General features: G+C 66.1%; 12 protein-coding genes. 2 read left to right on the top strand and 10 right to left on the bottom strand.

Annotated features, from left to right (window positions below; genetic code table 11):
* Positions 1-30: 30 nt before the first annotated feature.
* The 5 genes from AC5I49_RS22245 to ahpC all read right to left on the bottom strand — a co-directional run bounded on the left by AC5I49_RS22245 (position 31) and on the right by ahpC (position 6,304).
* Entirely contained in the window at positions 31-1,062 is a 1,032-nt protein-coding gene (locus tag AC5I49_RS22245) for a hemin-degrading factor (RefSeq protein ID WP_312840787.1), read from the bottom strand.
* Entirely contained in the window at positions 1,059-1,412 is a 354-nt protein-coding gene (locus tag AC5I49_RS22240) for a hypothetical protein (RefSeq protein WP_016447606.1), read from the bottom strand. The genes AC5I49_RS22245 and AC5I49_RS22240 overlap by 4 nt, the downstream gene beginning before the upstream one ends.
* Before the next feature lie 70 nt (positions 1,413-1,482).
* Complete coding sequence (locus AC5I49_RS22235; protein WP_495789896.1) at positions 1,483-3,771, bottom strand: TonB-dependent hemoglobin/transferrin/lactoferrin family receptor; 2,289 nt, start codon at positions 3,769-3,771, stop codon at positions 1,483-1,485.
* Positions 3,772-4,080: 309 nt separating this feature from the next.
* Positions 4,081-5,637: an alkyl hydroperoxide reductase subunit F gene (gene ahpF / locus AC5I49_RS22230; RefSeq protein WP_016451263.1), complete on the bottom strand. Its 1,557-nt coding sequence runs from the start codon at positions 5,635-5,637 to the stop codon at positions 4,081-4,083.
* A gap of 103 nt (positions 5,638-5,740) precedes the next feature.
* Positions 5,741-6,304, bottom strand: a complete 564-nt coding sequence (gene ahpC / locus AC5I49_RS22225; protein ID WP_012206871.1) for an alkyl hydroperoxide reductase subunit C — start codon at positions 6,302-6,304, stop codon at positions 5,741-5,743.
* A gap of 368 nt (positions 6,305-6,672) precedes the next feature.
* Between ahpC and bfr the strand changes: the two genes are divergently transcribed.
* Positions 6,673-7,149 carry a bacterioferritin gene (gene bfr, locus AC5I49_RS22220; RefSeq protein ID WP_016447611.1) on the top strand — a complete coding sequence of 159 codons (477 nt, stop codon included), beginning with the start codon at positions 6,673-6,675 and terminating at the stop codon, positions 7,147-7,149.
* A gap of 94 nt (positions 7,150-7,243) precedes the next feature.
* Here bfr and AC5I49_RS22215 read toward each other — a convergent pair whose 3' ends face one another.
* The 3 genes from AC5I49_RS22215 to AC5I49_RS22205 form a co-directional block, all read right to left on the bottom strand.
* Positions 7,244-8,476 (bottom strand): sensor histidine kinase, encoded by a 1,233-nt coding sequence (locus tag AC5I49_RS22215; RefSeq protein WP_232356984.1) that lies wholly within the window; start codon positions 8,474-8,476, stop codon positions 7,244-7,246.
* A 163-nt stretch (positions 8,477-8,639) separates the two neighbouring features.
* A complete protein-coding gene (locus tag AC5I49_RS22210) occupies positions 8,640-9,365 on the bottom strand; it encodes a FadR/GntR family transcriptional regulator (protein WP_016447613.1) in 726 nt (241 codons plus the stop codon).
* A gap of 86 nt (positions 9,366-9,451) precedes the next feature.
* Complete coding sequence (locus AC5I49_RS22205) at positions 9,452-10,786, bottom strand: MFS transporter (RefSeq protein WP_016447614.1); 1,335 nt, start codon at positions 10,784-10,786, stop codon at positions 9,452-9,454.
* 216 nt (positions 10,787-11,002) lie between these two features.
* Here AC5I49_RS22205 and AC5I49_RS22200 point away from each other — a divergent pair, with 216 nt between their 5' ends.
* Positions 11,003-11,545 carry an ureidoglycolate lyase gene (locus tag AC5I49_RS22200; RefSeq protein WP_016451261.1) on the top strand — a complete coding sequence of 181 codons (543 nt, stop codon included), beginning with the start codon at positions 11,003-11,005 and terminating at the stop codon, positions 11,543-11,545.
* A 62-nt stretch (positions 11,546-11,607) separates the two neighbouring features.
* Here the strand turns inward: AC5I49_RS22200 and AC5I49_RS22195 are convergent, their stop codons facing one another.
* Positions 11,608-12,576, bottom strand: coding sequence for an alpha-E domain-containing protein (locus tag AC5I49_RS22195; protein WP_495789895.1), 969 nt, complete (start codon positions 12,574-12,576; stop codon positions 11,608-11,610).
* Positions 12,577-14,046 (bottom strand): circularly permuted type 2 ATP-grasp protein, encoded by a 1,470-nt coding sequence (locus tag AC5I49_RS22190; RefSeq protein ID WP_016447617.1) that lies wholly within the window; start codon positions 14,044-14,046, stop codon positions 12,577-12,579. It lies immediately after the preceding gene.
* Positions 14,047-14,064 lie beyond the last annotated feature (18 nt).

Below are 14,064 nucleotides of genomic sequence, written 5' to 3'. Positions count from 1 at the left end.
AAGTGTTACCCATGTCTGTGAGCTGAGTTGTTACCCATGTCCTTGACACGTACACTGCGCGTCGAAGGCCTCGACCGAGGTGACCACGCCATCGGCCGTGGGCTTTTGCACGGCCCAGACGCTGGCGATCATGTCGCAGCGCAGATGCAGGTTGAAGCCCGGGTCCAGCACATTGATCCATTGCGCGCCGCCGGGCGTGCCCATGGGCTGGATGTTGTGCACGGGGCCGGTATGGATCTGGATGCAGCCGCCGCTGTCCACGAAGACCATGATGGGCAGCCCGTCCACCGCCGCATCGCCCAGCAACTGGGCCACGGACTCGGGTGCCAGCCGCGCGCAATGGCCGGGGACCAGGCGGAAGGCTTGCTGGCGCTCCACGCCGAACCGGCGCAGCAGGTCGAAGAATTCATGCGTGTCCTGAAGGGCATCCCAGGCGGCGCTCAGGCCGTGCACGTCGATGACCTTGTCGGACTGCGGCAGCGCTCTGGGCCTGGCATGGCGAAACAGGTAGCCCGCGCTGGGCTCGGCAAAGCGCCGTACCAGCGCATCCCACGCTGCCATGTCGGTGGACTCGCGCGCATGGACCTTGTGCACGGCGCGGCCGTGGGCATTGAAGAACTGCAGGCTGTGCGTGGCCGGCCTTCCAGCCTGGGCGGGCTGCTCGGTCACGGCATAGCCGGCATGCCATTGGGCAAAGAACAGGCGCAGGTCGATCTCGCGGCCCAGCGCCAATCCCACGCCGCCGCTGGCCGAGAGCTTCTGGTACACGCCCGTCTTCTCATGCACCGTGGACTCATTGCGCGTGAGCGCCATCACGGTGCCGCAGTCCTGCAGCGCGCGCAGCACCTGCAGCCACTGCGCGCGCAGCGGCACGACCTGCAGGCCGCCGTCATGCAGGCCCGCGTGGGCGCCGATGGCGGCGCCTTCGGGCAGGCCCATGGATTCGGCGGCCTCCTTGGCACGCAGGCCGCTCTGGCGTGCCTGGGCAAAGCGCTGGCGCACGTCGGGCGCATTGACGGGAATCAGCAGGTCATCGCAGGCTGCGGCGGCGGTGGTGATCATTGCAGGGTCTCCAAAGGGGCATGCCAGAGCGCGTGGGCAACGGAGGGATGGCGGGTCTCGGCCGCCGCCTCGGCCCGGGGTGCGCGCTGCGCGGCGCTGGCCTCGGAGACCGCCTGCCAGCGCCGCTGCAGGCGTTGCAGCAAGGCCCGCATGTCCGGCGAAAAGCTGCTGTCGCCGGACAGGCCCTGCAGTTGATCGGCCACCTTGCCGGCAATGGCGGGCCGGTGGGCCTCGCAGCAACCGTGGCCGAAGCCGGTCATCAGCGCCAGCGTGGCGGCCAGTTGGGCCTCGCCTTCGGCCAGCAGGTATTCCTCGTCACGGGCAAGGCTTTCACTCTCGGTACGGTGCATGGGGCTCTCCTTGCGTTGCAAAACATCGTTGGGACACGGGTCGCGGCGCCTGGCCTTCAGGCGCCGGGCTTCAGAAATCCTTGATCAGCGAGACGCGCGCATGGCGCCCCGGCTGGCTGTAGGCGTCGGCAATCGCCGTGGTGGCCAGCAGGCCGCGCACATCGGACCAGCGCCAGTACTTCTTGTCGGTCAGGTTGTAGATGCCGGCGTTCAGGCGCAGGTCGGGACGGATGCGCCATTGCGCGCTCAGGTCCAGCACCGTGGCCGAGGGGCTGAGCCAGGCCGTGCTGCCGTTGGACACGTCGCCGGCCTTCTTGCCGCTCCAGTGCGAGACGTTGAACTGCACGCCCACGACAGAGCGCTCGTAGCGCACGCCCAGCACCAGTTGCTGGGGCGAGATGGTGTCCAGCGGCTTGTCGGACTGCGTGTCCTTGCCGTCGGTGTAGCCGTAGGCCAGGCGCGTCTGCCAGTCGCCGCCGGCCCAGCGGCCCCAGTCGTAGCCGGCCTTGAGTTCGAAGCCGCTGATGCGGGCGCGGCCCACGTTGATGGACTGGTAGATGGCGGGGTTGGCCGCGTTGCCGGGCTGGCCCGCAACCAGTTGCTGGTCGACGATGAAGTCCTTGTAGCGTCCCGTGAACACGGCGGCGTCCAGGCGCAGCCTGTCCATGCGCCCGCGCAGGCCCAGCTCGAAGGTCTGGCTCTTTTCGGCCCGCAGGTCGGGATTCGGAATGTTGCGGTAGAACGCCACCGGGTTCTCGAAGAAGGCGTTGATCTGCCCGGCGTTGGGCGCCCGGAAACCTGCCGCATAGTTGCCATAGACGGACCAGACCGGGCTGGCCTGCAGCATCACGCCCAGCTTGGGCGAGAGCGCGGAGTCCGAGTTGCTGACCACGGTGGGCACAAAGCCGTTCTGCCGGGGCTTGATGCTGTAGTGCTCGGCGCGCAGGCCCGGGGTCACGCTCCAGGGGCCGTTGTGCAGTTCGGCCTGGGCGAACAGGGCGGTGGCGCTTTCGGTGGTGTCAGGGAAGCGCTTGAGCGGGAAGCTCTCGCCCACGGGCGGCGTGATGCCGTTTTGCGCGTTGACAACCTTGTTGCGGAGGTAGTCCAGCCCGTAGGTGAACTTGCCGCTGGCCGAAGAACTCCAGCGCAGCAGGCGGCTGGCCTGGGCGTGCAGCTGGATCGCATCCTCGTCATAGGTCACGTCGCGCTCGCGGTACGGCAGGCCGATGCGCGTCTCGGTGACGAATTCGCGCGCGTCGGACTTCTGGTAGCTGGCCATCAGCTGCAGTTCGTCGGCCAGCGCCGTGCCCAACTGCTGCCACTGGCCCTGCCAGCTGGCCCGCCAGCGCTTCATGTCGGTGCGCGAGTCGGAATTGGCCACGGTGGCCGAGCGCGCGGACAGCAGGGCGTAGTCGGCGCGCTTGTCCACGTTCTCGAAGGTGAAGACATGCTTTTGTATGGCGCTGGGCGTGAAGACCAGGCGGCCCATCAGCGATTCGCTGCGGTCTTTCTCGGGATTGGGCGTGGTGCGCGCCGCGCCCGTCACGTTGTTCGTGCCCATGTTCTCCAGCGCACGGGAGCGGCCCAGGCCCGCCGACAGCAGCCAGGCCCATTCGGGGCTGACTCGGCCCGCCACGGTGGCGCCCAGCTTGCGGCCGTTGTCCGAGCCGTCATAGCCGGCAGCCACGCGGCCGGCGATGCGCTTGTCCCTGCCCAGCAGATCGTCCGGCTGCACGGTCACGAAGTTGACCAGGCCGCCCATGCCGTCCGATCCATACAGCGCGGGCGTGGAGCCGCGCAGGATTTCCACGCGCTGCACCAGGCCCAGGTCCAGGTAGTCGCGGCCGAAGCTGTTGGCGCTGAAGCTGTAGCTGCGCGGCAGGCGCACGCCATCGACCAGCATGAGCACGCGGTTGCCATCCAGGCCACGGATGTTGAAGCCGCTGTTCTGGTCACGCCCGGCCGACGAGGCCGCCAGCGAGAAGCGCGCCGGGGCGCGCGGCACATCGACATTGGGCAGCAGGTTGACCATCTCGCGGATGTCGCTGGCCTGCTCGCGCTCCATGCGGCCGGCGTCGATCACGTCGATGCTCATGGGCAGGGTGTCAGGGTCCTGCACCTCGCGCGAGGCGCTGATCACCATCTCCTTGAGGGCCGGGGCACGGGTCCGTGCCCCGGGTGCGGCCTGCGCCAGCAATTGCGTGTCGGCATCTCCGGCGTTTGCGGCATTTGCCGCGTCTGCGGCGGCCTGCCCCGGCCCCTGGGCCAGGGCAGCGGAGGCGCACAGCAGCGCGCAGGCGGCGGCCAGGGGATGGCGCGCCCGCCGGGCGCATGATTGCATTGCGAAGTCGTAAGCCATTGCGAAGCCCTCTCTCTCTGATCAACATGGATGTGCGAGAGCTGGCTTCTGGTTGCAGCGGCTGGCGGTCGGCCCGCCAGCCGTTGGCGCGTCATGTGCTGGCTGGATGAAGAAAAATTATATGCGAATAGTTCTCATTCATTGATTTGATCTGGCGCATAGGCCCTGGAGCAATCCCTGCTGGCACACCGGGCTGCTGGACAGCCATCTGTGTGCCACCTGCGCCGGCAAGGCACGCGCCTGACAGCGCCGGAATGAAAAAAGGCCCGGATGCCGAGGCATCCGGGCCCTTTCTCACGCCTGTTCAGCTCAGTGGCGGATCAGGTGGTCGAAGGCCGACAGCGCAGCCGTGGAGCCGGCACCGGCAGCGATGATGATCTGCTTGTACGGCACGTTGGTGCAGTCGCCTGCGGCGAACACGCCGGGCACGCTGGTGTGGCCCTTGGCATCGATCACGATCTCGCCGAAGCGGGTCAGCTCCACCGTGCCCTTGAGCCAGTCGGTGTTGGGCAGCAGGCCGATCTGCACGAAGATGCCTTCCAGCGCCACGGTCTTGACCTCTTCCGTCGTGCGGTCCTTGTAGGTCAGGCCGGTGACCTTCTTGCCGTCGCCGTTGACCTCGGTGGTCTGGGCGTTGAGGATGACGGTCACATTGGGCAGACTCTTGAGCTTCTTTTGCAGCACGGCATCGGCCTTGAGCTCGCTGGCGAACTCCAGCAGCGTCACGCTGCGCACGATGCCGGCCAGGTCGATGGCCGCTTCCACGCCCGAGTTGCCGCCGCCGATGACGGCCACATTCTTGCCCTTGAACAGCGGTCCGTCGCAGTGCGGGCAGTAGGTCACGCCCTTGGTGCGGTACTTGTCCTCGCCGGGCACGTTCATGTTGCGCCAGCGCGCGCCGGTCGAGAGGATGACGGTCTTGGCCTTGAGGCTGGCGCCCGAGGCGGTCTGCACCTCGATCAGCCCGCCTTCCGTGGCAGCCGGAATCAGTTTGGACGCCGTCTGCAGGTTCATGATGTCCACCTCGTAGTCGCGCACATGGCGCTCCATGGCGGCGGCCAGCTGAGGGCCTTCGGTCTTGGAGACCGAGATGAAGTTCTCGATGTCCACGGTGTCCAGCACCTGGCCGCCGAAGCGCTCGGCGGCAATGCCGGTGCGGATGCCCTTGCGTGCCGCATAGATGGCAGCGGCCGCGCCGGCGGGGCCGCCACCGACGATCAGCACGTCGAAAGCGTCCTTGGCGGAAATCCTGGCCGCTTCACGCGAAGCGGCGCCGGTGTCGACCTTGGCGACGATCTCGGCCAGCTCCATGCGGCCCTGGCCGAAGCGCTCGCCATTGACGAAGACCGTGGGCACGCCCATGACTTCGCGCTGCTCGACTTCCTTCTGGAACAGCCCGCCGTCGATGGCGGTGTGGCTGATCTTGGGATTGAGCACGGACATCAGGTTCAGCGCCTGCACCACGTCCGGGCAGTTGTGGCAGGACAGCGAGTAGTAGGTCTCGAAGTGCAGCGGCACGTCGATATTGCGCACCTGCTCCAGCAGTTCGGCCGATTCCTTGGACGGATGGCCGCCGACCTGCAGCAGGGCCAGCACCAGCGAGGTGAATTCATGGCCCAGGGGGACGCCTGCGAAACGCACGCCGCTGTCCACGCCGGGATTGGTGATCAGGAACGAGGGCTTGCGCACCTCGGCGTCGTTGTGCTCGACGACGGTGATCTTGTCGCTCAGCTCGCGGATTTCCAGCAGCAGTTCCTTCAGCTCGCGCGCACCCTGGCTGTCATCCAGCGAAGCCACCAGCTCCACCGGACGCTGCAGGCGCTCCAGGTAGGCCTGCAATTGGGCTTTCAGGTTGTTGTCAAGCATGTCGGACTCCTAGGGAAATACGAATTTTCGGAAAAAAAAGCCCGGGCGCCAGGCACCCGGGCGTCTTCAACAGTTCAACTGTGAACAGGAAGCGGTGTACCGCTTAGATCTTGCCGACCAGGTCGAGCGAAGGAGCCAGGGTCTTGTCGCCTTCTTCCCACTTGGCGGGGCAGACTTCACCGGGGTGGTTGCGGACATACTGGGCAGCCTTGACCTTGCGCAGCAGGTCGACGGCGTTGCGGCCGATGCCTTCGGCGGTGATTTCCACGGCCTGGATCACGCCATCGGGATCGACGATGAAGGTGCCGCGGTCAGCCAGGCCCTGGCCGGGACGCAGGACTTCGAAGTTGTTGCTGATTTCCCAGGTGGGGTCGCCCAGCATCGTGTACTTGATCTTGCGGATGGTGTCAGACGTGTCGTGCCATGCCTTGTGCACGAAGTGGGTGTCGGTGGACACGGAGAACACTTCCACGCCCAGCTTTTGCAGTTCGTCGTAGTGGTCGGCCACGTCGCCCAGCTCGGTGGGGCACACGAAGGTGAAGTCAGCGGGGTAGAAGAAGAACACGGCCCACTTGCCCAGGACGTCCTTTTCGGTCACTTCGATGAACTTGCCATTCTTGAAGGCCTGCGTCTTGAAGGGCTTGATTTGGGTGTTGATCACGGACATTGCTGTTTCCTTTGTGGTTGGTGAGTGAACACAGGACGAAGTCTAGGCCCAGGCCATCGATTGATCCAATGAATTGATTGAATTCATCCGATTGCCAAAAACTATGTGAACATCCTCGTCTCCAGGCCTGCGGGCTTGACCAGCCCGCCACCGGCCTGAAGAGGCTATTTTGGGCCGAAATATGACAAGGCAATGCAGCAACCCCGCAGCCGCGTCAGCATGCCGGCCCGCAAACGAGAACGCGCCTCATAAGCAGCCAATGCGTGATAACAGGGGTTTGCTTGATCTGACGCAGAAACCCTAGACAATCCACCCCTATAGCGGCCGGCGATCGGCGCGGTCCCCCACGTACAACAAAGGAGTTCCCCATGCAAGGCGACGCACAAGTCATCACCTGGCTGCAAGCCCAGCTCAAGAACGAGCTGACGGCCATCAACCAGTACTTCCTGCACTACCGCATGTACAAGCACTGGGGCTTCGACAAGCTGGCCAAGAAGGAATACAAGGAGTCCATCGGCGAGATGAAGCACGCCGACTGGCTCATGGACCGCATCTTCGTGCTCGACGGCCTGCCCAACCTGCAGGACCTGGGCAAGCTGCAAGTCGGCGAGGACGTGCCCGAAGCCCTGGCTTGCGACCTGAGCAGCGAGAAAACCGCGCAGCAGACCATCAAGGACGGCATCGCCCACTGCGAAAGCGTGCGCGACTACGTCTCGCGCGACCTGCTACAAAAGATCCTGGACGATACCGAGGAGCACATCGACTACCTCGAAACCCAGCTGGACCTGATCGACAAGGTCGGCATCCAGAACTATCTGCAGTCGCAGATGGACGAAGAGTCCTGAGCACCGGACTCAGGGGCGGCGGCACAGGCCGCGCCCCGCACGCGAAACGACGGGCCTATGTGCCCGTTTTTTCATCTCCTGGCCCAGCTATCGGTCACTCGTCGGCGTATCGCAGCGGAAACAGAAGCAGAAAGGTCGTGCCGGTCTGCGCGGCCGACTGCACCTCGATCGTGGCGTCCAGCAATTCCGCCAGCCGCTTGACGATGGACAGGCCTATCCCCTCGCCTGCGCCGCTGCGGTAGCGGGCCGCCGCGACGCCGGGCCGTGGCTCGCCTCCGGCGCGGACCTCTGCGGAGGCCGCCGACGTCAGATGGCCCGAAGGGTCCAGGTCCGTGGCGTGCTTGAGGGCGGCAACCAGGGGCGCCGCCGGCTCCATGCCGGGGCCCGTATCCCCGATGGAGAGCATCCAGCGGCGCTGGTCCTCCCCATCACCAAGGGCCCACTTCACCGTGACGCCGCCCTCCTGGGTGTACTTGAGCGCGTTGAGCACCAGGTTCTGCGCGATGCGGCGCAGTTTCAAGGCATCCCCCTCCACCGGCATCGTCCCCGGCCCCTGCAGGTGCAGGTACAGGCCGCGATCGTTGGCCAGGGCCTGCAGTCCCTCGCACAGATGGGTGATCACCTGGGCTGCGTCAAAGGAGGTCAGTTGGCGATGCTCGCGCCCGGCGTGCAGCTTGGCCAGCTCCGTCACGTCATCCAGCAGATGTCGCAGCGACTGGACGTTGCGGTCCAGCATGCGCAGGAGTTTCTCGCGCGACTGCGCAGGCGCATGCTGCATGCCCAAGCCATGCGTCACATTGGCCACCACGCCGACGTTGCTGCGCAGGTCATGCGCAACCTGCTCCCACAGTTGCGAGCGCTGCAGGTCCAGCGCGCTCAGGTCATGCAGCGCCGCTTCCAGGTCCCGGACATGGCCCTCGGCCTCCTGCTGCTGCAGGCGGAAATACTGGGTGCTGCTGTCCTGAACGTCGCGGGTATAGGTGGCGGCCCAGGCCTTGCGCGCAACGGGCATGGCGACGTGCGCATCAGGGCGCCCCTGGGCATAGTCCTCCAGCTGCGCCACCATGACTTCGTTGAGCAGCCCCAGCTCGCGCACGACTTCATGCAGGTCATAGCCCTGCTGCCAGCGGTGCAGGCCGTGGGCGGCGGCCTGCTCGCCATCGCCCGGCGGCTCGGCGGTGTCTGCCGGTGCACCGCCCAGTGTCCGCAGTTGCTGCTCGAACGCGGCCAGCACGGCCGGGATGTGATCGTTCAGTTGGGTTCGGGGAAGCGCCTCACCAGCGGTCAGCGCCGGGTCCCGCCTGACGGCCTTGCGCCATGTCTGCAAGAGTCCTTCGCGCTGCGCCTCTAGGGCGTCTGCCAGTATGCAGAGTTCATTTCCTTGGCTTGTCATGGATCGGCATCCGGGCGGTCTGTGGATAGGGAAAAAATGCGCTGCGCCGATGATGGTAAGGCCAAAAACCCGGCCGATCAGGCACGGGCTGGCGTGCCTACAGGCCGGTGGGAAAGTGCACGCCCGCGCGCTGGGCCGCCTGCACGATGTGGGTGGCCATGGCCTGCTGGGCCAGTTCGGGATGGCCGCGGGACAGGGCATCGATGATGGCCGCATGCTCCTCGGTGGTCGCATGCCGTGCGCCCCGCTTGTAGAACGGCAGGCGCTGGCTTTCCTGCATGACCTCGCCGCTGCCGCGCAGCACGTCGGCGATGGCATGGTTGCCCGAGATGGTGGCGATCTGCAGGTGGAACTCGAAATCCAGCCGCGTGGCCTGCACGAAATCGGCCCGCTCTATGCTCTGCTGCATGGCCTGCAGATTGGCCTGCAGGGCCTGCACATCCTCAGGCTGCACCACCAGGGCCGCCAGGCGCGCCACAAAGCCCTCCAACGCGTAGCGCAGCTGATAGACATCGGTGAGCGCATGCGAGTCGGCAAAGCGCCAGGCGTCTGCGGCCGCAGCCTCGGGCGCCTCGGTCACGTACATGCCCTTGCCAGGCCGGGCCACGACCAGGCCCAGTCCCTGCAGCGTGGACAGCGCCTCGCGCAGCGAGGTGCGGCTGATGCCCAACTGCTCCGACAGGTCGCGCTGCGAAGGCAGGAGCGAGCCCACCGGATACACGCCGCCCTCGATCCACTCGCGGATCACGCGGGCGGCATTGCCGGCAACGGCGGTGCTGGCAGGGTTGCCGGCGGGTGTGCTGATGGCGGTGCTGGGTTCCATGCGTTGGCGGATCTCTGGCCCGGGGGCGGTGCGCCGATCTTAGCGACTGCGCGCCTCGCCCGCCGGTTCACGCGCCCTGTCCGGCGCTACTTGTTGACCAGTTTGGCGGGCACGGTATAGGTCAGGAAGGCCCCGAACAGCAGCACGCCGGCCAGCACGAACATGGCCGCATTGGTGCTCTGCGTCGCATCCTTGATGAGGCCGATCATGTAGGGGCTGATGAAGCCGGCCAGGTTGGCGAAGGAGTTGATCAGCGCAATGCCGGCCGCAGCGCCTGCGCTGGACAGGATGGCCGTGGGCAGGCTCCAGAACAGTGGCGAGGTTGCCAGGCTGCCGCCCGCGGCCAGCGCCAGGGCGGCCAGCGACAGGTAGACGTTGCCGCTGAAGATGGCCGACAGCATCAGGCCCGCCGCGCCCACGCAGAACGGAACGATCAGGTGCCAGCGGCGCTCGCGCATGCGGTCCGAGCTGCGGCTGACCAGGTTCATGGACACCACGGCCACCGAAAACGGCACGGCCGTCAGCAGGCCGATCTGGAAGGCACCCTCCACGCCCGACTGGCGGATCAGGCTGGGCAGCCAGAACGTGAGCCCGTACTGGCCCATGACGGTGCAAAAGCAGATCATGGCCATCTTGATGATGCGCGGGTCGGAAAACAGTGCGCGCAGCGTGACGTGGCTGTCGCTCTTGCTGGCGTTCTCGCGAGCGATGTTGCGCTCCAGCAGGGTCTTTTCCGCCTCGGTCAGCCAGCGCGCTGCGCGGATGCTGTTGTCCAGGTACCAGAGCACGGCCAGGCCCAGGATCAGCGAGGGAATGGCCTCGATCAGGAACAGCCATTGCCAGCCGCGCAGCCCCGCCACGCCCTGCATCAGGTCCATGATGCCGCCCGACAGCGGTCCGCCCAGGATGCCCGAGACCGGGATCGCGCACATGAACAGCGCCACCATGCGGGCGCGCCGGTACGAGGGAAACCAGTAGGTCATGTACAGGATCATGCCGGGGTAGAAACCGGCCTCGGCCGCGCCCAGCAGGAAGCGCAGCACGTAGAACTGCGTGGGCGTGGTCACGAACATCATGGCCGCCGAGATCAGGCTCCACATGATCATGATCCGCGAGATGGTGGCCTTGGCGCCTATGCGGTGCATCAGCATGTTGCTGGGCACCTCGAAGAAGAAATAGCCGATGAAGAACAGCCCCGCGCCCAGGCCGTACATGGCCTCGCTGAACTGCAGGTCGGCCAGCATGTGCAGCTTGGCAAAGCCCACGTTCACCCGGTCCAGATAGGCCGCCACGTAGCAGGCCATGATGAAGGGCAGCAGGCGCCAGGCCACCTTGCGGTAGACGGCTGCCTCGGCCGGCGTTTCGCTGGACAGCGCCGGGGCCGCGCCGGCGGCCTCGGCGGATGCGGGAAGTGATGACATCAGGAAGTCCTTGGTTGAAGGGTTGCGATCAACTGGTATGACCGGTCTGAAAATACGGAGCGAATGTTGCCCTCCCCGCCGGCCAATGCACACTCGCATTTACCCGAACCACCGCAAATGACGCGCAGTACATAGGCTGGCGTCACTCAGGTTTGACAAAATCCCCAGGCAACAGCAAACTGGTAATACCAGTATGAAAACAAGAGGCAATACTTCGTGAGTACCTTGTCAGAAACCCGCCCCGCCCGCCTTCGCCTGCGCGTCCAACCGCTGACCGCCGAAGCCTTTGCCGAGTTTGGCGAGGTCATCGACAGTGCAGGCCACACGCCGCTGCTGATCAATGACGGCATGACCGAGCGCTACCATGCCCTGGCCCGCGTGGACACGGGCGGCAGCGAGGGCCATGCGCTGATCAACCTGTTCCACGCCCGCCCCTATGCGCTGCCCCTGCAGCTGACGAGCATGGAGCGCCATCCCCTGGGCAGCCAGGCCTTCATGCCGCTGGACGCCCAGCCCTTCATCGTGGTGGTTGCGCCCCTGGGAGAGCAGGTGGCGCCCGGCGACCTGCGCGCCTTCATCACCAACGGACGCCAGGGCGTGAACTACCGCCGCGGCGTCTGGCACCACTCGCTGATTGCCCTGAACGCGCCCGCGCGCTTCATCGTGGTGGACCGGGGAGGCCCTGGCGACAACTGCGACGTGGTGCCCATCGGCGATGCCGAAGGCGTTGTGCTGGAGCTGGACAGCGCGCAGGACTGAATGGCCCTGCCCCAATGAACAAAGCCGCCCGAGGGCGGCTTTGTTCATTGGGCGACGGCGGCTCAGGCAGGCACCAGGAAGTCGCGGCTGATGCCCTGACCCAGGTCGTGCACGCGATCCAGGAACTGCGTGAGATAGGCGTGCAGGCCCGTGGCCAGGATTTCGTCGATGCGCGCATAGCGCAAGTCAGCCAGCAGGCGGCCCGCCTTGCGCTGGGTCTCGCGCGACTGGTCGTTGGCCACGCTTTCCAGGTTGGCCACCACTTCCAGCATGCTGGCCAGCAGCGAGCGCGGCATGTCGCTGCGCAGCATCAGCAGCTCGGCCACGCGCTCGGGCGTGATCACGTCGCGGTAGACCTTGCGGTAGACCTCGAAGGCCGAGACGCTGCGCAGCAGCGCGCTCCAGTGGTAGAAGTCGAAGGGCGTGGCCCCTTTGCCCGACGCTCCGTTGCGCGCGCTGCCATGGTAGTCGCGCTCGATGGCGTGGAATTTCACGTCCAGCAGGCGCGCCGTGTTGTCGGCGCGCTCGATGAAGGTGCCCAGGCGCAGGAAGTGGAAGGCCTCGTCCTGCAGCATGGTGCCCAGTGTCACGCCGCGCGACAGGTGCGAGCGGTGCTTGACCCATTCGAAGAACTGGCCCGGATCGCGCTCCCAGTCCCCCTCGGCCAGCAGGCGCTTGAGTTCCAGCCAGGTCTGGTTCTGGGTCTCCCAGGCCTCGGTGGTCAGCGCCCCGCGCACGGCACGCGCATTCTCCCGCGCAGCGCGCAGGCAGGAGGCGATGGACGATGAGTTGCTCTCGTCGCGCACCATGAAGTGCAGCACGGCCTCTCGCTGCACCTCGCCGTGGCGGAAGGCATAGGCGGGGATCAGCTCGCTGATGGACAGCACGCCCTGCCAGGCCTTGCGCGCCGCCTGAGGCGCCTGGGGCAGCATGGAAGTGTCATAGGAGACGTTGAGCATGCGGGCAGTGTTCTCCGCACGCTCCGTGTAGCGGGACATCCAGTACAGATGATCGGCAGTACGGCTGAGCATTCAATGTCCTCCCTCGTTTGACTCACCGGCCCCGAGCACCCAGGTGTCCTTGGTGCCGCCGCCCTGTGATGAATTGACCACCAGCGAGCCTTCCTTGAGCGCCACGCGCGTGAGGCCGCCGGCCACCATGCGTACCTGATTGCCGCTGAGCACGAAGGGACGCAGGTCGATATGCCTTGGAGCGATGCCCTGCTCCACCAGGGTGGGGCAGGTGGACAGCGCCAGCGTGGGCTGCGCGATGTAGCCGCCGGGATTGGCGATGAGCGCGCGGCGGAAATCCTCTATCTCGCCGCGCGAGGCGGCAGGCCCGATCAGCATGCCGTAGCCACCGGCGCCATGGACTTCCTTGACCACCAGCTCATCCAGGTGGTCGAGCACGTAGCGCAGGTCGTCGGGCTTGCGGCACAGCCAGGTCGGCACGTTCTGCAGAATGGGTTCCTCGCCCAGGTAGAAGCGGATCATCTCCGGCACATAGGGATAGACCGATTTGTCGTCGGCCACCCCCGTGCCCGCCGCATTGCAGATGCTGACGTTGCCCGCGCGGTAGGCGCGCATGAGGCCGGGGCAGCCCAGCGTGGAGGTGGGACGGAAGACTTCGGGGTCCAGAAAATCATCGTCCACGCGCCGGTAGATCACGTCCACGCGCTGCAGGCCGCGCGTGGTGCGCATGTAGACCACGTCCTTGTCCACCACCAGGTCCTGGCCCTCGACCAGCTCCACGCCCATCTGCTGGGCCAGGAAGGCGTGCTCGAAGTAGGCGCTGTTGTACATGCCGGGCGTGAGCACCACCACCGTGGGCTCGGGCGTGCCGGCCGGAGCGCTGGCGCGCAGCGTCTCCAGCAGCATGTCGGGATAGTGGGCCACGGGCTCCACGGGATGACGGGAGAACAGGTCGGGGAACAGCCGCATCATCATGCGGCGGTTCTCCAGCATGTAAGACACGCCCGAAGGCACGCGCAGGTTGTCCTCCAGCACGTAGTACACGCCCTCGCCCTGGGCATTGGCGGCACGCACGATGTCGATGCCGGCGATGTGGGCGTAGATGCCGCCCTGCACGGCAAGGCCCCGCATCTCGGGGCGGTACTGGCTGTTGTTCAGCACCAGCTCGCGCGGCAGCAGGCCCGCGCGCAGGATTTCCTGGTCGTGGTAGACGTCGTGCAGAAAGCGGTTGAGCGCCGTCACGCGCTGCACCAGGCCTGCCTGCATGCGCTCCCATTCATGGGACGGGATGACGCGCGGAATCAGGTCGAAGGGAATGAGGCGCTCGGTGCCGGCGCCACTTTCATCCTTGTCGCCGTAGACGGCGAACGTGATGCCTACGCGCCGGAAGATGATCTCGGCCTCGGCGCTGCGCGCTCGCAGCGTCTGTTCGGACTGGCGCGCAAGCCATTGCGCATAGTCCTTGTAGTGCAGGCGCACATCGCTGCCGTCGAACGGCGTCATCGTGTACATCTCGTCAAATGGATGCATTCGTCACCTCCTGTCGCT

Source organism: Delftia sp., from assembly GCF_059499305.1.
This window is presented reverse-complemented; position numbering and strand designations above follow the sequence as displayed.